Source organism: Xanthomonas nasturtii, from assembly GCF_023337365.3.
GTDB lineage: Bacteria > Pseudomonadota > Gammaproteobacteria > Xanthomonadales > Xanthomonadaceae > Xanthomonas > Xanthomonas nasturtii.
This window is the reverse complement of sequence record NZ_CP142084.2, coordinates 2024783-2044465: the sequence shown is the minus strand read 5'-3', so window position 1 is coordinate 2044465 and position 19683 is coordinate 2024783. Positions and strand designations below refer to the sequence as shown.

The 19683-nt window shown below is 65.6% G+C and carries 13 protein-coding genes and 1 other RNA gene; 9 read left to right on the top strand and 5 right to left on the bottom strand.

What is annotated here, in order from left to right:
• The first annotated feature begins 2 nt into the window (after positions 1–2).
• From M3O59_RS08990 to M3O59_RS08975, 4 genes are all read left to right on the top strand, one after another.
• Positions 3–1058 carry a quinone-dependent dihydroorotate dehydrogenase gene (locus tag M3O59_RS08990; protein WP_064628882.1) on the top strand — a complete coding sequence of 352 codons (1056 nt, stop codon included), beginning with the start codon at positions 3–5 and terminating at the stop codon, positions 1056–1058.
• Complete coding sequence (gene murB, locus M3O59_RS08985; protein ID WP_064628880.1) at positions 1055–2107, top strand: UDP-N-acetylmuramate dehydrogenase; 1053 nt, start codon at positions 1055–1057, stop codon at positions 2105–2107. Before M3O59_RS08990 ends, murB begins: the two co-directional genes overlap by 4 nt.
• A complete protein-coding gene (locus tag M3O59_RS08980) occupies positions 2101–3012 on the top strand; it encodes a DMT family transporter (protein WP_064628878.1) in 912 nt (303 codons plus the stop codon). The genes murB and M3O59_RS08980 overlap by 7 nt, the downstream gene beginning before the upstream one ends.
• A 174-nt stretch (positions 3013–3186) precedes the next feature.
• The gene (locus tag M3O59_RS08975; protein WP_064628876.1) at positions 3187–4485 is read left to right on the top strand and encodes an MFS transporter; all 1299 of its coding nucleotides are present in this window, start codon (positions 3187–3189) and stop codon (positions 4483–4485) included.
• On the opposite strand, the gene M3O59_RS08970 is transcribed toward M3O59_RS08975, so the two are convergent.
• Entirely contained in the window at positions 4482–5213 is a 732-nt protein-coding gene (locus M3O59_RS08970; protein ID WP_116906943.1) for a phosphatase PAP2 family protein, read from the bottom strand. The genes M3O59_RS08975 and M3O59_RS08970 overlap by 4 nt on opposite strands.
• Positions 5194–6459 carry a flavodoxin-dependent (E)-4-hydroxy-3-methylbut-2-enyl-diphosphate synthase gene (ispG, locus tag M3O59_RS08965; RefSeq protein WP_249047068.1) on the bottom strand — a complete coding sequence of 422 codons (1266 nt, stop codon included), beginning with the start codon at positions 6457–6459 and terminating at the stop codon, positions 5194–5196. The genes M3O59_RS08970 and ispG overlap by 20 nt, the downstream gene beginning before the upstream one ends.
• A 120-nt stretch (positions 6460–6579) precedes the next feature.
• Between ispG and M3O59_RS08960 the strand changes: the two genes are divergently transcribed.
• Entirely contained in the window at positions 6580–7806 is a 1227-nt protein-coding gene (locus M3O59_RS08960; RefSeq protein ID WP_064628870.1) for an ATP-binding protein, read from the top strand.
• A complete protein-coding gene (locus M3O59_RS08955; RefSeq protein ID WP_064628868.1) occupies positions 7803–8381 on the top strand; it encodes a response regulator transcription factor in 579 nt (192 codons plus the stop codon). The genes M3O59_RS08960 and M3O59_RS08955 overlap by 4 nt, the downstream gene beginning before the upstream one ends.
• 462 nt (positions 8382–8843) lie before the next feature.
• Here M3O59_RS08955 and M3O59_RS08950 read toward each other — a convergent pair whose 3' ends face one another.
• Complete coding sequence (locus M3O59_RS08950) at positions 8844–9830, bottom strand: glycoside hydrolase family 5 protein (RefSeq protein ID WP_116906300.1); 987 nt, start codon at positions 9828–9830, stop codon at positions 8844–8846.
• A 695-nt stretch (positions 9831–10525) separates the two neighbouring features.
• Here M3O59_RS08950 and M3O59_RS08945 point away from each other — a divergent pair.
• Together M3O59_RS08945 and M3O59_RS08940 are read left to right on the top strand one after the other, a co-directional pair.
• On the top strand, positions 10526–12382 hold the full coding sequence (locus tag M3O59_RS08945) for a putative bifunctional diguanylate cyclase/phosphodiesterase (protein WP_116906299.1): 1857 nt from the start codon (positions 10526–10528) through the stop codon (positions 12380–12382).
• Positions 12383–12443: 61 nt separating this feature from the next.
• Positions 12444–12520, top strand: a non-coding RNA gene (locus M3O59_RS08940) — sX9 sRNA.
• Between the two features lie 103 nt (positions 12521–12623).
• Here the strand turns inward: M3O59_RS08940 and M3O59_RS08935 are convergent.
• Both M3O59_RS08935 and M3O59_RS08930 read right to left on the bottom strand, forming a co-directional pair.
• Positions 12624–14186, bottom strand: a complete 1563-nt coding sequence (locus M3O59_RS08935; RefSeq protein WP_064628862.1) for a sodium/sugar symporter — start codon at positions 14184–14186, stop codon at positions 12624–12626.
• Between the two features lie 258 nt (positions 14187–14444).
• Positions 14445–17057 carry a glycoside hydrolase family 3 protein gene (locus tag M3O59_RS08930; RefSeq protein WP_249047069.1) on the bottom strand — a complete coding sequence of 871 codons (2613 nt, stop codon included), beginning with the start codon at positions 17055–17057 and terminating at the stop codon, positions 14445–14447.
• A gap of 434 nt (positions 17058–17491) precedes the next feature.
• Between M3O59_RS08930 and M3O59_RS08925 the strand changes: the two genes are divergently transcribed.
• Complete coding sequence (locus M3O59_RS08925) at positions 17492–19447, top strand: PhoX family protein (RefSeq protein WP_116906296.1); 1956 nt, start codon at positions 17492–17494, stop codon at positions 19445–19447.
• Positions 19448–19683 lie beyond the last annotated feature (236 nt).

The window sequence follows — 19683 nt, the reverse complement described above, 5'->3', positions numbered from 1 at the left end:
GCATGTATTCGCTTGCCCGCCCCTTCCTGTTTTCTCTCGATGCCGAGCGTGCCCACGCGCTGGCCTTGCGCTCCATCGACACCGCCTACCGGACCGGCACCACGGCGCTGCTGGCCAAGCGCCCGGTACCGCTGCCCACGCCGGCCTTCGGGTTGATGTTTCCGAATCCGGTCGGGCTTGGTGCCGGGCTGGACAAGAATGGCGAGCACATCGATGCGTTGCTTGCGCTGGGCTTCGGCTTTGTCGAGATCGGCACGGTGACGCCGCGTGCGCAGGAGGGCAACCCGAAGCCGCGCATGTTCCGGCTGCCCGAATATCAGGCGGTGATCAACCGCATGGGTTTCAATAACCTGGGCGTGGATGCGCTGGTGGCCAACGTGCAGCGCGCGCGCCGCCGTGGCGGCCTGCTCGGCATCAACATCGGCAAGAACAAGGACACGCCCAACGACGACGCGACCAGCGATTACCGCTATTGCATGGAGCGCGTGTATCCGCTGGCCGACTACATCACAGTCAATATTTCCTCGCCCAACACCGCCGGCTTGCGCGAATTGCAGGAAGAACAATCGCTGCGCCGCCTGATTTCCGACTTGCGTGAAACCCAGGAAGCGCTGGGTGCGCAACACGGCAAGCGCGTGCCGATGCTGGTGAAGGTGGCGCCGGACCTCAACGACCGCGACATCGATGCCGCTGCACGTGTGTTGGCCGATGTGGCGGTGGATGGCGTGATCGCCACCAACACCACGGTGACGCGCACCTTGATCGCCAATCACCCGCTGGCTGCGGAAGCCGGCGGGCTGTCCGGTGCGCCGCTGCTGGGGCAATCCACCCTGGTGTTGCGACGCTTGCGCGCGCGCCTGCCGGAATCGATTCCGTTGATCGGCGTGGGCGGCATCAACTCCGGCGCCGATGCGGTGGCCAAGATGGCAGCCGGTGCGAGCCTGGTGCAATGCTATAGCGGCCTGGTGTACCGCGGGCCGCAGCTCATCGGCGACTGCGTCGACGCGATCCGGCGCCGCCGCGAAGCGCCGAGCGGTGGCGCGGTGTCGCCGTTATGAGCGAGGCCGTGCAGGTGGGCTGGCAGCTGAGCGAGCATGCACCATTGCGCGCGCTCAATACCTTCCATGTGGAGGCCACCGCGCGCTGGTTGCTCAGCGTCCACACGCCCGAGGCACTGCCGCAGGCGCTCGCCGCGCCGGAGATCGCCGGCCAGCCGCTGCTGGTGCTGGGCAGCGGCAGCAACGTGTTGTTGGCCGGCGACCCGCCTGGCTGCGTGCTGTGTTTCGACAACCGCGACACCGCCATCATCGCGCACCGTATTGACCACGCCATCGTGCGTGCCGGTGCCGGCGTGAACTGGCATGCGCTGGTGCTGTATTCGCTGCAGCAAGGCTTGTCTGGCCTGGAAAATCTGGCATTGATTCCGGGCACCGTGGGCGCCTGCCCGATCCAGAACATCGGCGCGTACGGCGCGCAGGTGGGCGACTTCATCCACGTGGTGGAAGCCTTCGATCGCCACAGCCAGCAGTTCGTGCGGCTAGATGCGGCCGCTTGCGCGTTCGGCTACCGCGACAGCGTGTTCAAGCAGCAGCCCGAGCGTTATCTGATCGTGGCGGTGGAATTCAATCTGCCATTGCTGCACGAGCTGCGGCTGGACTACGCCGGCATCCGCGAGGAACTCGCCAGCATGGGTGCTGAATTGGCGGGCTCTGCCGATGTGGCGCAGGCAGTGATCAATATCCGTCGACGCAAATTGCCCGACCCGGATGTGCTCGGCAATGCGGGTAGCTTCTTCAAGAACCCGCTGCTGCCGAGCGAGCAGATTGCCGCGTTGCAGGCCAGCTTTGCCGACCTGCCGGTGTACCCGGGCGAGCATGCAGGCCAAGGCAAATTGTCGGCCGCCTGGCTGATCGAGCAGTGCGGCTGGAAAGGCAGCCGCGAGGGCGATGCCGGCGTGTCGCCCGAGCATGCGCTGGTGCTGGTCAATTACGGCACCGCCAGTGGCGCGCAGTTGCTGGATTTCGCGCGGCGCATCGCCGAGTCGGTGCGCGAGCGCTATTCGGTCATTCTGGAGCCGGAACCGCGCATCATCGGAGCGCATTGGTGACTGCAGCGCAGGTCTCGCGACGTGCCGCGCTGTGGATGCTCACCAGTACCTTCGCCTTCGGCCTGATGGCGATCACCATTCGCCTGGCATCGAGCACCATTGCCACGACCGAAATTGCATTCTTTCGTAATGCATTCGGGCTGTTGGCGTTGCTGCCCTTGATCGTGCGGCCCGGCAAGGCGCTGCCGCGCACCCGGCAATTGCCGCAGTACTTCGCCCGTACCCTGATTGGTCTGGCCTCGATGCTGTGCGGGTTCTGGGCGATCGGCCATCTGCCGTTGTCGCAGGCCATCTCGCTCTCCTACGCCACACCGCTGTTCGTCACCGTGCTGGCAGTGATCTGGCTGCACGAGCAGGTGCGCATGCGGCGCTGGCTGGCAGTGGCGGCGGGCTTTATCGGCGTGCTGGTGATCCTGCGGCCGGGTTCATCCACCTTTACGCCCGGCTTGCTGATTGCGCTGCTGGCGGCGGTGATCAGCGCCATCGTTGCGATCCAGATCAAGCAGCTCTCGCGCAGCGACGACTCCGACACGGTGGTGTTCTACACCTACGTGTTCTGGGTGCCGATGTCGCTGATTCCGGCGCTGTTCCAGTGGACCTGGCCTCAGGGCATCGACTGGCTGTGGTTGGTGGCCACCGGCATCTTCGGCACGGCCGGGCAGTTGTTCTGGACGCGCGCACTCAAGCTGGGCGAAGTCTCTGCATTGCAGCCGATCAGCTTCATGCAGCTGCCGCTGGTGGCGCTGCTGGGTTGGTGGCTGTTCGGCGAGGCGATCGAACGCCACACCGTACTCGGCGCGGCCATCATCATCGGTGCCAACGTCTACATCGCCCATCGTGAAACCGTGCTGGCGCGCCGCGCCGCCACGCATGCGCCGGTGGAAGGCGCCAAGCCGGGCGAGTAGCACCCCGGCGCAGACGCGCAGGCATGTCCAGACGACCGAAACGCCCGCATAGCCATGGCTGCGATACAGAATCGGCATACCGGGCGAGGCCGCAGGACGCGCTAGCATTGGATGTCACGCCGCGAACACTGTGACTGGCAAGGCGCGTCACCAACCGCAACAGGACGCAGCTGCATGAACACGCATAACGCGCTTGGCACCGCTGCAGCAAACCACCTGACACGCCGCGACTACAGGACGCTGGGCTTGGCCGCGCTGGGCGGCGCGCTGGAGTTCTACGACTTCATCATCTTCATCTTTTTCGCGAAGGTGCTGGGCGAATTGTTCTTTCCTCCCGGCATTCCGGAATGGACGCGGCAGTTGCAGACCTTCGGCATTTTTGCGGCCGGCTACCTGATCCGTCCGCTGGGCGGGATCGTGATGGCGCACTTCGGCGATCTGCTCGGCCGCAAGCGCATGTTCGCGCTCAGCATCGGCTTGATGGCATTGCCCACGCTGGCCATCGGTGTGCTGCCGACCTATGCGCAGATTGGCCTGGCCGCACCGTTGTTGCTGCTGACAATGCGCTTGCTGCAAGGCGCCGCGATCGGTGGCGAGGTGCCCAGCGCATGGGTCTTCGTCGCAGAACACGTCCCCGCGCAGCGCCGAGGCCTGGCCTGCGGTACGCTGACTGCGGGCCTGGCTGCCGGCGTGCTGCTCGGCTCGCTCAGCGCCGGGGCGCTCAATCGCGTGTACACGCCGCAGGAGATCGCCGACTACGCCTGGCGTCTGCCGTTCCTGGCGGGCGGCATCTTCGGCCTGTTGTCGGTGTACCTGCGCCGCTGGCTACACGAGACCCCGGTGTTCGCCGAGATGGTGGCGATGCGTGCATTGGCGCGCGAGACGCCGCTCAAGGTGGTGATGCGCGATCACCCGCGCAGCCTGGCGCTGTCGTTATGGCTGACCTGGATTGTGGCAGCGGCGGTGCTGGTGGTGTCGCTGATGACGCCTACCCTGCTGCAAAGCGCCTATGGCTATCCAGCGGCGGTCGCCTTGCAGGCCAATCTGCTGGCGGTACTGCTGCAGGCCATCGGCTCGGTGGTGGCCGGTGCGCTGTCGGATCGCTGGGGCAACGGCCGCGTGCTGCTGGGTGGGAGCGTGCTCCTGGGCGCGAGCGCATGGCTGTTCTATCGCTTTGCCGGCGACCCGCAGTTGCTGTTCCCGCTGTATGCGCTGCTGGGCGCCGCGCTTGGTGTGCTGGGCGCAATCCCGCGTGTCATGGTCGAAGCGTTTCCAGCGGTGATCCGCCTGTCTGGCGTGTCGTTCGCCTACAACCTGGGCTACGCCGTGTTTGGCGGCCTGACCCCGCTGGTGGTGGTGATGTTGCTCAAGCAGCACCCAATGGGACCGGCGTATTACGTGATGTTGCTGGCCTCCATCGGAACCATCGTTGGCGCCCGGCTATGGCGACGGGAGCTTCCCGGCCGCTCTTAATCTGCGAACGGCAAGTGCCCGGGCTGCTCCGCCACCGCCCCGCTCGGCTTGCGCCAATGCGGCCGCCGGGCACCGCGAAACATCACCAGATACAGGCCGACCACCCATACCAGCGCGGCCGACCAGCCGCCCAGGATGTCGGAGGGGTAATGCACCCCCAGATAGATCCGCGAGGTGCCCACCAATAGCGCGAACACGCTGGCGGCGATCGTCACCGGCCAGCGCCAGCGCGTGTTCCAGGCCAGCGCGATGACCACCGCCGCGAGCGTCATCGAGCCCATCGCATGACCACTGGGAAAGCTGAAGGTGCTCTCCGGCGCGATGGATTCCCACAGGCTGGGGCGGTCGCGCTGGAACACCTGCTTGGCCCCCATGTTCAACAACGCCGAGCCAGCGAATCCCGCTGCCGCGAAAGTGCCCTCGCGCCAGCGGCGCAAGACCAGCAGCACCAGCACGATGGCGATATCGGCCGGAATCACGCCGTACTGGTAGCCCAGCTTGGAGATCACCCCGAAAAACGCGTCCAGCCCGGGCGTGGCAATGCTGCGCATGCTCCACAGCAGCGGCTCGTCGAAATAAAAATTTTCCAGCTCATGGACTTCATCGGCCAGGTCCACGAACAAGCCCAGCGGCAGCAACACCCCGGCGAACAGCAGCGCCATGCGCCAGGCATTGCTGCGCAGCCACCGCTTGAATCCGGCCCGCGATTCAGCCGGCGCGGCGGACATAGGTGCGTTCGACGTATTGATCGATCAAATCGATGAATTCATAGGCGATATTTTCGCCGCGCAAGGTGACGCTTTTTTCGCCATCGATGAACACCGGCGCCGACGGCGACTCGCCCGTGCCCGGCAGCGAGATACCGATATTGGCGTGGCGCGATTCACCGGGACCGTTGACCACGCAGCCCATCACCGCAAGCGTCATGTTCTCGGCGCCGGGGTTGGAGATTTTCCACTCCGGCATCTTGGCGCGCACGTGGTTCTGCACCACGCCCGCCAGTTCCTGGAAGAACTCGGAGGTGGTGCGGCCGCAGCCCGGGCAGGCAGTGACCATCGGGGTAAACGCACGCTGGCCGGTGGTCTGCAGCAGTTCCTGCGCCACGATCACTTCCTGGGTACGCGACTGTCCCGGCTCCGGGGTCAGCGAGATGCGGATGGTGTCGCCGATGCCTTCCTGCAGCAGCACGCTCAGCGCCGCCGCCGAGGCCACGATGCCCTTGCTGCCGATCCCGGCCTCGGTCAGGCCCAGATGCAGCGCAAAGTCGCAGCGGCTGGCCATGTCGCGATATACAGCGATCAGCTCCTGCACGCCGGACACCTTGGCCGACAGAATGATGCGCTCGCGCGCCAGACCCAGCTCCACCGCACGCTCGGCCGAATCCACCGCAGAGCGGATCAGCGCCTCACGCAGCACGCGGCCGGCATCCCAGGGCGTTTCGCGCTGCGAGTTTTCGTCCATCAGCTGCGCCGCCAGCGACTGGTCCAGCGAACCCCAGTTGGCACCGATGCGCACCGGCTTGTCGTACTTGATGGCGAATTCGATCAGCTGCGCGAACTGCAGATCCTTCTTCTTGCCAAAGCCGACATTGCCCGGATTGATGCGGTACTTGGCCAGCGCCTCGGCGCAGGCCGGCTCGGCGGCGAGCAACTGATGGCCGTTGTAGTGGAAGTCGCCGATCAACGGCACCTCGATGCCCATCATGCGCAGCTTGTCCACGATGCGCGGGATGGCGGCAGCGGACTCGGCGTTGTTGACGGTCAGGCGTACCATTTCCGAGCCGGCGCGCCACAGGTCGGCCACCTGCTTGACGCTGCCGGCGATGTCGGCGGTGTCGGTGTTGGTCATGGATTGCACGACGACCGGATGGCCGCCGCCCACGATCACACTGCCGACCTTGACGGCCTGGGTGATGCGGCGCGGCCAGGCGGTGGCGTCGGCGGGAGGGGTTGGGCGGGTCACGGCGTCATGCATCGCGGTATTTTAGCCTGTCCGCCGTGCGCTCACAGCTGAAGCGCCGTACCGGCCGTCCTCCGGGCCGATGCGACGGTTTGTCGCAGGCCACCACCTCCCCGAGCGCATAGCATTGCCGTGATGAACACCTCCGACGCTTCCTTCCTGCGGACCCTGTGCAGCCTGCGCTGGCTGGCCACCGCCGGCCAGGCCGCCACCATCCTGGTCGCCACTGGGCTGATGGGCCTGAACCTGCCGCAGCAACCGTTGTGGGCCGGCGTGGCCGCACTGGCGGTGTTCAACCTGTATGCGCAGCTGCGTGTGGCCCACCGTGGCGCGGTGGGCCCGGCCACCGAGTTCGGCCACATCCTGGTCGATGTGACGGTGCTGACCTGGATGGTGGGCTGGAGCGGCGGCATCGCCAACCCGTTCGGTTCGTTGTTCCTGGTGCTGATCGCGCTGGCCGCGCTGGCCCTGCCGCTGGGCTGGGCGATGGCGGTGGCGGCATCGTGCGTGGCCGGCTACGTGATCAGCGCGGCATTCGGCCTGCCGCTGCCGTACGGCAGCTTCGACCCGCTGAGCCTGCACATGTGGGGCATGGCGGCCAACTTCCTGCTGTCCACGGTGGTGGTGCTGACCTTTGCCACCCGGCTGGCGTTGTCGATGCGCGAACGCGAGCGCGAGATATCCACCCTGCGCGAACGCTTCGCGCGCAACGAAGGCATCGTGGCGCTGGCCACGCATGCGGCGTCGGTCGCGCACGAACTGAACACGCCGCTGGCGACCATGACCCTGCTGGTGGACGACATCGCCGACCAGTGCGAGCAAGGCGAATTGCGCGAAGACCTGGACACCCTGCGCGAACTGCTGGTGCAGTGCCACGAACGCGTGCTGGCCCTGGCCGCGCCTGCCGACAACGGCCACCTGAGCCGCGAAGTGGCAGTGAAGGAAGTCCTCGAACAATGGCGCCTGGTGCGCCCCACCATCGAGCTGCGCCGCAACGACGATGCGCCGATGCGGCTGATGCTGCAGCCCGGCGTCAGCCATCTGCTGATGGTGCTGCTCAACAACGCCGCCGATGCCGGCGAACGCGCCGGGCGGCCGCAGATCGACCTGACCCTGCGGGTGGAACACGACCACCTCAGCGGCGAAGTACGCGACTACGGCCCCGGCTTCGACACCTCGCAAGCGATGTTGCCGGGCACCTTGTTCAACAGCGGCAAGCACGACGGCATGGGTGTAGGCCTGGCGCTCTCGCATGCCACCGTCGAACGCCTGCAGGGTGAGTTGTGGATGCTGCCCGCCGAAGGCAGCGGCGCGCGCGTCGGTTTCCGTCTGCCGCTCTCCGAACACGAGGCACTCGCATGACAAGCCCCCCGATCCGCACCGGCCTGCTGGTCGACGACGACACCCTGTACCTGCGCACGCTGCAACGCAGCCTCGCGCGCCGCGGTGTGGAAACGCTCACCGCCACCGATGCGGCCAGCGCATTGTCAACCGCACGCCGCGCATTGCCGGATTTTGCGTTGATCGATCTCAAGCTCGGCCACGATTCGGGCCTGAGCCTGATCCAGCCGCTGCGCGAGATCCGTGCCGACATGCGCATCCTGCTCGTCACCGGGTACGCAAGCATCGCCACCGCAGTGGAGGCGATCAAGCTCGGTGCCGACGATTACCTGCCCAAGCCGGCCAATATCCCCACCATCATGCGTGCGCTGGGCGAGGAAGACGACGAGTTGCCCGAGCCGGACGAAGAAGAAACCGCACAGGAAATGATGACCCCGCTCAGTCGCCTGCAGTGGGAGCACATCCAGCAGGCGCTGCACGAAACCGGCGGCAATGTCTCGGCAGCCGCGCGCCTGCTCGGGATGCATCGCCGCTCGCTGCAGCGCAAGTTGACCAAGCGGCCAAGCCCGGGCCCATTGCGCGAGCCCGGGCGCTGAGACATAGCGAGGTTGTCGCAAGGACGCGCTGACTGAATGTGCCGTGGCCTCACCGGGACATTCCGGTCGAGGGCGCGGTGCCCTCACCGCTCGCGGGACACACCGTTAACCCGTCCATGGGGGCTCGGTGGCGGCATCCATGCCGCCAACGGTCCCGCAATCGGCAAGGACACCGCACCAGACAGTTGGCTGGTGGTTTTGTTGAAGAGCGAAGACACCACGCCGCCGATCTAATCGGTCGCTGTTTTGAAAACTCTGCACACCGACCATCTCGACTGGCCCTTGCCCGCCCACCATCGCGGGACCTCGAGCGGCATGGATGCCGCGCCAGAGTTACACGGACCTACTTGTAGCGTGTCCCGCGATGGTGGGCGGGCAAGGGACCTGCAGGACACTCGCAGATCGACTGCCTTGCAGTGAGCTATCCACCCAACCACAGACCTTGACCGCAGGGCTTGAATCTCAACGCGGGCCGAACACACGCGCCTTGCGCGAGGTCGCTGCGATGCCGTCGGTACCCAGGATCAAGCGGCGGCCCCAGGTGCTCAGCCGCCCGGCATTCCAGCCCATTGCGATATCCAGCGATTGCGTGCTGCTGTCGTTGCCCGACCATGACCAGCCCATGTAGCCAACGTTGTATTCGCGCGCGCGCCGCATGATGGCCGCTTCATCAACATGCGCACCACGATGGTCGCCGCCGAATTCGCCGATCACCAGCGCCAGCTTTTTATCGTTGAAAGCGCGCAAGTAATTATTGACCGTCGCATCGCTACCGAACACTTCGTACATGTGCACGCTAAACATCACATTACGACGGCTGTCGCGCGTGAGCAGTGCGGCGGCGTTGTCGCGCATGTAGAACTGCCAGTCCTGGCCCCAGTTCGGCGCATCCACCATCAAGGCGTGGGTCAATCCGTTCTTGCGCAAGGCAGCGATTGCAGTGGCATGGCCGTTGACCCATTCGCTTGCACTCAGGCGGTTGCCGAATGGTTCGTTGGCGATATTGATGATTACATGGTCTTCGTTGCCAACCAGTGCCTTGCCGATGCTGACCCAGTAATTGGTTGCGTTGACCAGATTGGCTGCCGCGGTGTCTTCGCCATAGCCAGTGGTGTCATGCACCTCCAGCACCGCGATCAGGCCCAGGCTTTTGCAGCGCGCGATGATGCGTGCCACGTCAGCTTCCGGCGTGCGCGTCCAGCGGTAGCCGGAGCTGAGCACGATGCGCACGCTGTTGGCGCCGGTCGCCGCGATCGCAGCCAATGCCGCATCGGTGCGGCCCGCATACCAGGCATGCGGAAGATTGACACCGCGCAACACCAGTGCATTGCCGTTGGACTCGCGCAGCTGCGTCCCGGACACCGTAAGCCCTGCATGGGCGACAGAAGACAGCGCCAGACCGGCGATCACCAGCAGCGTGCGTTGTGCGAAAGACAGCAATGAATTCACGACGACTCCAAACGTGGGGATGACAGAACGCGATGGCGAGATTCACAGCGCGAGTGAAGAATGTGTCAATTCACGCCGCAGCTGAGTCAAACGCGCATCACAGAAGCAAATATCTATCGGCGCTTAGTTGGTCGGCTGACCAAGGGCGGATAGTTGCGTCGAGCGGCAATCCGCTGCGGGCAAATAGTGATCGGCAGCGCACGCGCAATATTTAGCTCTGTGACCGCAACCGGCATACGCCACGCGCGTTGTTGTGATCACACTTTCCCGCTGAAGCGGATCAGCGATTGTTTCGTGGAGACAGCGCCGCGCCGTTGCATCGACCATCTGATTTGCGCAACGCGCGCAGTGTCTTTCTAGCGCTTCGGATGCGGCGTTCTTCGGCTGTGTCGCTGTATCGTGCTGTCGCTACGGCGCTCTGCCAACCGGTGCGCTGTCGGTAGCTGCTCTGGTCCAGTCGCTCTTCAAGTCGCGTGGCCCCGACGTCGCAACGTCATGACGTCGCAGGCACGTTGGATGCTTCGCTTCTTCCACTTGGCGTTTCCTCACGCCTGCGTCGTTGCCTCCATGCGTTTGCGCTCTTTCGCTTGCCGCAACGTTCCGCACCGGCGCATCCCCCCCGGCCCATCCGACATCAACTGAACGGAGTCAATCATTGCCGATCAAGGGATTGCGCTTCAGGCCGATACGAGCACATGCCTTCCCTGCCCGCCTCCGTCGAATCCCTCCTTCCGCCCACGCTCGACGAGTCGACTCGGCTGGCGGTGCTGCGAGGCTTGTGCCTGCTGGATTCGCCGCCGGACCCGGTGTTCGACACCGTTGCCGCCATGGCGGCGCGCAGCCTGGGTGCGGAAATTGCGCTGGTCTCGCTGGTGGACGAACACCGCCAGTGGTTCAAGGCACGCGTTGGACTGGAAGCGCGCGAGACGCCGCGCAGCCAGGCGTTCTGCGCGCACGCGATCCGCTCGGACGAAGTGATGGTGGTGCCGGATGCGCAGCTGGATCCGCGTTTTTCCAATAATCCGCTGGTACTGGGCCCGCCGTTCATCCGCTTCTACGCCGGTGCGCCGCTGAAACTGCACGACGGCCACAGCATCGGCACCTTGTGCGTGATCGGCACCAGCCCGCGCCCCGGACTGGATGCTGCGGCGCTCACCCAGCTGGAAGGCCTGCGCGACCTTGCCGTGCTGCGCGTGGAAAACCTGCGCAGCACCACCTACCGCGATGGCCCGACCGGGCTGCCCAATCGCTCGCGTTTCAGCGAAGACCTGGATGCCTGGCTGTCGCAACGCGACACCGCTCCGGCCACCACGGCGGTGGCCATCGACATCTGCGGCAGCGATTACTTCCGCGACATGGTCAAGGCGCTGGGCTGGGATTACGCCGACGGCTATGTGGCCTTGGCCCAGCGTCGCCTGGCGGCCTACCTGCCCGCCACCACTATGCTGTACCGGCTCGACCCGACCACTTTCGGCTTTCTGGCCCAGGCCGAAACCCAGCGCCTGGCCACGCTGTGCACCAAGGTATCGAAAGCCTTCACCGAGCCGCTGGAGCATCAAGGCATCCCGCACACCGCCGTGGCCTCGATCGGCGCAGTGGCATTGCAGACCAGCTATGGCGCTGCCGACACCATCCGCTCGCTGACCACCGCGGTAGATGTTTCGCGCGAGCGCGGCCAGGCGTGGAGCATGTACGAGCGCAAGCACGATGTGGTCCAGCGCAATACCTTCCGCCTGCTGGCCGCCCTGCCTGCCGCCCTGGACAGCGCCAGCCAGCTGCGCCTGCACTATCAACCGCGCGTGGACCTGCATGACCACCGCTGCGTGGGCGTGGAAGCGCTGCTGCGCTGGCAACACCCGATGATCGGCCCGGTGATGCCGTCGGACTTCGTTCCGATGGCCGAGAAAACCGCGCTGATCAACCGCATCACCGCCTGGGTCATCGACAACGGCATCGCCCAGGCCGCGCGCTGGCAGCAGCAAGGCCTGGACTTCAACCTGGCCTTGAACGTGTCGGCTGCCGACCTGGATCGCCCCGGCTTTGCGGGCCTGCTGCGGCGTGGCCTGGATCGCCACAAGCTGGATCCGCGCCGGCTGGAAATCGAATTCACCGAAAGCGCGATGATCCGTCACCCGGAGCACCTGGCCGAGCAATTGGCCGCCATCGCGGCGCTGGGCGTGCATATCGCCATCGACGACTTCGGCACCGGCTACAGCAATTTCAGCTACCTCAAGCAGCTGCCGGCCAGCGCGTTGAAGATCGATCAATCCTTCATCCGCTCGCTGCCGGACAACCGCACCGACCGCACCCTGGTGCCGGCGATGATCCAGCTCGGCCACAGCCTGGGCCAGCGCGTGGTTGCCGAAGGTATCGAATCGCCGGAGGCCTACGCGCAGCTGCGCGCCTGGGGCTGCGACGAAGGCCAGGGTTACTGGATCGCCCGGCCGATGCCGGCCGCAGCGCTGGAAACCTGGCTGGAAACGCCGTGGCACGATCAGCACGCCGCGCCGACCAACCTGCTTGCCGAAAGCCTGGCCGCCGCACGCGTCTAAGCGCAGCGACCAACACGACTGCACAGTCGCCATCCGCGCGCGGCTACTGCTCGGCATCGGCATGTACCCCGCGAACAGCACGATTCTGAGTGCGCCGTCCGCATCCACCTGACAACTGCTCGCTACGTGTTGGCAGCCGCTCCAAGCGATGGCCAAACTGCAAGCGTTAAACGCAACGCGGCGCGACACCCGGGTGCCGCGCCGCGTTGCGTTTCACACCATCAATCTGCAGCGACGGCGCTTACCAGAACACCGTGTACAGCACGATCAGGATCGCGATCACGCCCGCCGCGCCGACCTTGAAGCCCAGCGTGGTGCCATAGGCCACATCGTCGGTACGAATCAGGTCGCGTGCCTGCGTGGGCGCGGTCAGCAACGACACCACCACCGCCAGCACCAGCGCCGCAACGAACACCACGCCGATGCGGTCCATGAAGGGCAGTTCCGGCCAGGCGAACTTGAGCGCGAACGACAACACCACCGAACCGATCGCCGCCGTCAGCGCGCCGGCTTCGTTGGCACGCTTCCAGAACAGGCCGAGCATGAAGATCACCACCACGCCCGGCGTAAAGAAGCCGGTGAATTCCTGGATGAACTGGAAGCCCTGATCGAAGTTGCCCAGCAACGGCCGCGCGGTGAGGATGCCGATCAGCACCGACACCGCCGCCACAATCCGGCCCACACGCACCAGCTGCTTCTGCTCGGTCTGCGGGCGGAACTTGGCGTAGAAATCCAGGGTGAAGATGGTCGCCACCGAATTGATCTTGGACGCCAGCGAGGCCACGATCGCCGCCACCAGTGCCGCGAACACCAGGCCCAGGATGCCGGTCGGCAGCAACTGCATCATGGTCGGATAGGCCTGGTCGGGCTTGGCCAGATCCGGCGCCAGCACCACCGCGGCAATGCCCGGCACCACGATCACCAGCGGCATCAGCAGCTTCAGGAACGCGGCAAACACCATGCCCTTCTGCGCCTCGCCGATGTTCTTGGCCGCCAGTGCGCGCTGGATGATGTACTGGTTGAAACCCCAGTAACTGATGTTCATCACCCACAGCCCGCCCAGCAGCACGCTCAGGCCCGGCAGATCTTTGTAGAACGGGTTGTCCTTGGTCAGGATCATGTGGAAGTGCTCCGGGTGCGCGCTCCACAGGTGCTTGAAGCCGGCCAGCACGCCGGCGCCATCGCCGATCCGCGCCAGGGTCAACCCGGCCACCAGCAGGCCGCCCAGCACCAGCAGCGTGACCTGCACGATGTCGGTCAGCGCGACAGCTTTAAGACCGCCATAAAGCTGGTAGACCAGTGCGAACACGCCGATCAGCGCCAGCGCCAGGGTCTGGTCCATGCCGGTGACCTGGCTGACCGCGATCGACCCCAGCCACAGGATCGAGGTGAGATTGACGAACACGTACAGCAGCAGCCAGAACACCGCCATCAGCGTGCGGATCCACTTGCCGTAACGCTGCTCCAGGAACTGCGGCATGGTGTAGATGCCGTTGCGCAGGAAGATCGGCAGGAAGAACTTGCCCACGATCAGCAGCGTCAGCGCCGCCATCCATTCGTAGGAGGCAATCGCAAGACCGATGGCATAGCCCGAACCGGCCATGCCGATGATCTGTTCGGCCGAAATGTTCGCGGCAATCAGCGAGGCGCCGATCGCCCACCACGGCAACGATTTGCTCGCCAGGAAGTAGTCCTCGGCGCTCTTGCTATGGCCTGCCTTCTCGCGCGAGACCCACTGCGCAAGCACGAAGATGCCGGTCAGGTAGACCAGCACAATCACGATATCCAACGTCGCCAAACCCACTGCACTCTCCTGTCTGGCTCTGGGGTGTGCGCCGAGCGCCGGACAAGCCTGCAGAATGCCGCCGCAACGCACAGCGTGCGCCACGGCAGCGCGGCGAACCGCAGCTGCAGGCCATCCCGGCCGATCGACGCGCGCGTCCCGCGGCGGCTGATGACACCACCGATGAGGGTGGCCGCTGTAACGCGTCGCCAACACTGGCGACGCACCTGTTTCGTCTGATCTACCGCGCTCCCGCAGGCGTGCCTGCGGGAATGCCGCTTACTTGACCGCGCAGTCGACGGTGACTTCGGCTTCGTTGAGCGCGCCCAGCGACACCTTCGACACCGACAGGTCCAGCGCCGCAGCGCTTTCGATGCTGGCCACCTGGGTCAGCTTGGTCACGTCGGCACCGGCCACTGCGAAGCACTTCAACGGCACGCCGACCACCTTCCACTGGCCTTGCGGCAGTGCGGCCAGGGTCTTGTGCACATCGACGCGGCCGCCGCACTTGTCGCCACAGCCGACGCCCAGCCATACCGGCGCGGTCACCGCGCTGTCGCGGCGCAGGGTCAGCTGCAACTGCACATCGCCGTTGCTCTCACGCGAGACATCGACCGGCTTGCCGGACACCAGCAACACACTGGCCGCCTTGGCACCGGACCAGACCAGACGCCGCGCATCTTCCTGCGCCTTGTGATCGACCGCGGTCATCTTCAGGCTGCCATCGGACAGACCCACCGGCAGCGTGGTGGCCGGCATATTGGCCTGGCCGGCATTGGACAGCTGCATCGCAATGCCCAGCGCCGGCTTGCCGCGCACGAAGTACACCCCGCCCACCGACTGCTCGCCGGACACGCCCGATTCCTCGGGCAGCGCGGCCAGGTCGCCCTTGTCGGCGTAGGTCAGGCCAAAGCCGAACTTGAACTGCGGGTCGTAATCCTTCTGGCCCACGTTGTTGGCGAACTGCACCGCGGTCTTGGGCCAGGAGAAGCTGAGCTTGCCCTTGAAGTCGTTCTGCACGCTGCCATCGGCCTTGCGCAGCAGCACGTCGGCAATGCCCTCGCCTTCCGAGCCCGGCAACCATGCGGCGACGAATGCATCGGCCGCGTTGATGTACTGGTTCATCCACAGCGGACGCCCGCTCAGGAACACTGCCACCACCGGGATGCCCTCGGCCTTGAGCTTCTTGATCAGCGCCAGCTCGCTCTCGTCGCCCGGCTTGTACAGCAAGGTGGCGATGTCGCCCTGGAACTCGGCATACGGGTTTTCGCCGAACACCACCACCGCCACGTCGGGCTTGGTCTTGTAGGCGCCGTCCACGGCCAGCTCGGCCTTGCCGCCGGCCGCCTTGATCTGCTTGTCCAGGCCTTCCCAGATGGTGTTGCCATTGGGGTAGTCGCTGCGCTTGGTGCCGGTGCCCTGCCAGTTCAGCGTCCAGCCGCCGGACTGCTTGCCCATGTCGTTGGCGCCGTCGCCCAGCACCAGCACGCGCTTTTTCGGATCCAGCGGCAGGATGCCGGCCTGGTTCTTCAGCAGCACCAGCGACTCGCGCACCGCCTGGCGGGCGATGGCGCGGTGTTCCGGCGCGCCCAGCAATTCGTACTTGCCACCGAGCGGACGCTTGGACGGCTTGCCGGCTTCGAACAGGCCCAGACGCAGCTTGACGCGCAGGATGCGGCGCACCGCATCGTCCAGGCGCTCGGCCGAGATCTGGCCCGACTTCACTGCTGCCAGTTCGGTTTCGTAGATGCCCTTCCAGCTGTCGGCGGCCATCGCCATGTCGACGCCGGCAATGAACGAGGCCGGGCAGTTGTCGTTGGTGCAGCCCTTGACCTGGCCGTGGCCGTTCCAGTCACCGACCACGAAGCCGCCGAAGTTCATGCGGCCCTTCAGCACGTCGGTCAGCATGACCTTGTTGCCGTGCATCTTCTCGCCGTTGAAGCTGTTGAACGAGGCCATCACCGTCTGCGCACCGGCGGCGATCGCCGGCGGGTAACCGGCGGCGTGGATGTCGCGCATGGTGGCTTCGGACACCTTGGTGTCGCCCTGGTCCTTGCCGTCGGTGGTGCCGCCGTCGCCGACGAAATGCTTCACCGAGGAAATCACGTGGCTGCCGTCCAGGAACTGCGGGGTGCCCGGGGTGCCCTGCACGCCTTCGACCATCTTGCCGGCAAAGCTGGCCACCACATCCGGCGATTCGGAATAGCCTTCGTAGCTGCGGCCCCAACGGTCGTCCTGCGGCACCGCCACGGTGGGCGCGAAGGTCCACTCCATGCCGGTGACGCGGGTTTCGGCAGCGGTGACTTCGCCGATCTTCTTGATCAGGTCGGGGTTGCGCGTGGCCCCTAAGCCAATGTTGTGCGGAAACAGCGTGGCGCCGACGATATTGCTCTGGCCGTGCACCGCATCGATGCCGAAGATGATCGGGATCGCGTTGCCGCCCTTGGAGGTGTCCATCGACGCTTCATAGAACGCGTCGGCCAGCTTCAGCCATTCGGCCGGGCTGGCGTTGTACTTGCCGCCGGGATCGGAGTTGCCGCCGGCCAGCACCGAGCCGATGCGGTACTTGCGCACATCGTCCGGGGTCAGGCTGGCGATGTCGCCCTGGACGGTCTGGGCGACCTTCTCTTCGACGCTCATCTTGGCCATCACCTCGGTGATGCGCTGTTCCAGCGCCGCGTCCTGCGCGAACGGCCACTTCGGCGAGGGCCACTGGTTCGGATGGATGGTGGTCGAAGACTCCGCAGGCGCGGTGGCCGGGGCGGTCTTGCTCGCCTCGGCAGCGGTGTCCTTGCCTTGGCAGGCGGCCAGCATCAGCACCGCCGCAGCGGTTGCCAGAGAGAGGGCACGCCGCGCGACGGGCGCGGCGGTACGACGAAGCAGCTTGTCCAAGATCCGGGTCTCCAGGGTGGTTCTCCCACGGCGATGCGTTGCGCCGCAGGCCATTAGGCGGCGTACGCTTGCGTGATTCCCCTACCCTGTCAACAACAGCTGTCCATATGCCAAATGGCCGGCAACTTATTGGCCGGGGCTATAGCCTTGGAATACCGGCAGCACCTGTGAAACCACGGAAAACTGCCGAATCCGCTGCAGCGCTTGGCATTCCGCGCAGCCGCACTTTGCTGCAACGCACCACCCGCAGGGTCGGGCAGTGCGCAGCCCCCGCCTACGCCGGGCCTGCTGCTGCGCTCGCTTGTGCGGGCGCGTCCGAATGCACGCCAATGGGTGAGCTCGCCGTCAAACAACTGTCATACCGCAGGCCTAGCGTGACCGGCTTGCCGATGTGCCATTGCCGTTGTTGATCGTTGCCTTTGCCTGGAGTTTCGATGTCCGCCTCCCCCGATCCCTCACGTCGCCGCCTGATGCAGCTGCTGGCAGCCGTTCCCTTATTGCCGCTCGGCAATGTCAGCGCGGCCGCATTCGAGCAACTTGGCGGTGCCGCACTGGCCGCGCGCCCGTTGCGGCCATCGGAAACCCTGACCCACCTGGTCTCGGCCACCTTCCACGGCATGCCCGCGCCCAGCCTGGCCAACCCGGCGGCCATGGCGACCACCACGGTGGGCTCGTCGCTGAGCGTGGCGCGCAGCGACGGCAGCACCCAGCGCTACGCGTTGGCGTATCACCCGTTCTTCGTCACCGGCGATCAGGTGCCCGACGGCAAGGGCGGCACCGTGCTGGCCGGCGGCTATTACGACATCCGGCACCGACCGATCATCGACCGCTCCAAACCCGGTGCCGAGCGGCCGTTCTTTTCCGATTGCCCGGACGGCTCCTCGCTGCTGACCCTGCCCAATGCCAAGGTGCCCGGCGTCAAGGGCAACCACGTGTTTGCGGTGGTGCAGTTCGAATACACCACCCGCGACCAGGCCGGCAACGACACCAACCGCCACCTGCCCGCGCCGATCGCGGTACTGACGCTGGACCAGGACCCGGCCACCGGCAAGTTGTCGCTGGTGAAGTACCACAATGTCGACACCGCGCCGGTGCACGGGCTATGGACTACCTGCGGCGCCAGCCTGTCGCCATGGAATACCCACCTGTCCAGCGAAGAGTACGAGCCCGACGCCACCGCGCTGGCCGGCAACACCCAGTTCCGCAGCTATAGCACGCATCTGTACGGCGACCCGGAAAAAGCCAACCCCTATCACTACGGCCATCTACCCGAAATCACCGTGCACCCGGACGGAACCGGCAGTGTACGCAAGCACTATTGCCTGGGCCGCATCTCGCACGAACTGGTGCAGGTGATGCCCGACCAGCGCACCGTGCTGATGGGCGACGACGCCACCAATGGTGGGCTTTTCATGTTCATTGCCGACCGCAAGGCCGACCTGTCGGCCGGCACCTTGTACGTCGGGCGTTGGCACCAGACCTCCGGCATCGGCCCGGGTGCGGCCACGCTGAGCTGGATCAAGCTGGGCCACGCCACCAGTGCCGAAATCCAGGCCCTGGCCGATCGCCTCACTGCCGCCGACATCCTCGACGTGCATCTGAGCGACCCGGGCGATGCCTCCTTCACCAAGATCCCGTTCAACGGCACCTTCAACTGGATCCGCATCAAACCCGGCATGGAGAAGGCGGCCACCTATCTGGAAACCCATCGCTATGCGGCGCTGGCCGGCGGCAGCCTGGGCTTCACCAAGCTTGAAGGCACCACCGTCAACGCCCGCGACAAGATCGCCTACATGGCGATGTCCTACATCGTCACCAGCATGCGCAACGGCTCGGGCGATGTAAAAGTGCAGGGCCCGGAAGCCGGTGCGGTGTATGCCCTGAATCTGCGCGGCGGCCAACGCGACAGCCACGGCACACCAATCCACAGCGACTGGGTGCCAATCGACATGGCCGCCCCGGCGGCCCTCACCGGCCACGATCTGGCCAAGGCCGACGCGCTGGGCAACCTGGCCGACCCGGAGCGCCTGGCCAACCCGGACAACCTCAAGTTCTCCGAAACCCTGCGCACCTTGTTCATCGGCGAAGACAGCAGCCTGCACGTCAACAATTTCCTGTGGGCCTACAACGTGGACAGCGGCACGCTGACGCGGGTGCTGTCGGTGCCCGCCGGTGCCGAATCGACCGGCCTGCACGCAGTCGACCAGATCCACGGCTGGACCTACGTGATGAGCAACTTCCAGCACCCCGGCGACTGGGAAAGCCCGCTGCACGACATCGTCAAGCCGGTACTGGACCCGCTGGTGCGTGCCCACTACAAGAACCGCTTCGGCGCAGCGGTGGGCTATCTCACCGGCGATCCGGTGGCAGTGCAGTTGGGCAAGGCGTAAGCGCAGGCGTCGTCGCTCGCAGTGCTGGCAATGCGCTGCGAGCGGCATCTTGTTTCGTCGGTCGTATCGACTGCGCGACAGGCGCTTGCATGAGGGCGCGCTGATGTATGGCCATCGCGCAGCGTCGAGCGCGCGGTGCCCTCACCGCTCGCGGGACACGCCGTCAACCCGTCCACAGGAGCTCGGTGGCGGCATCCATGCCGCCAACGGTCCCGCAATCGGCGAGGACACCGCAC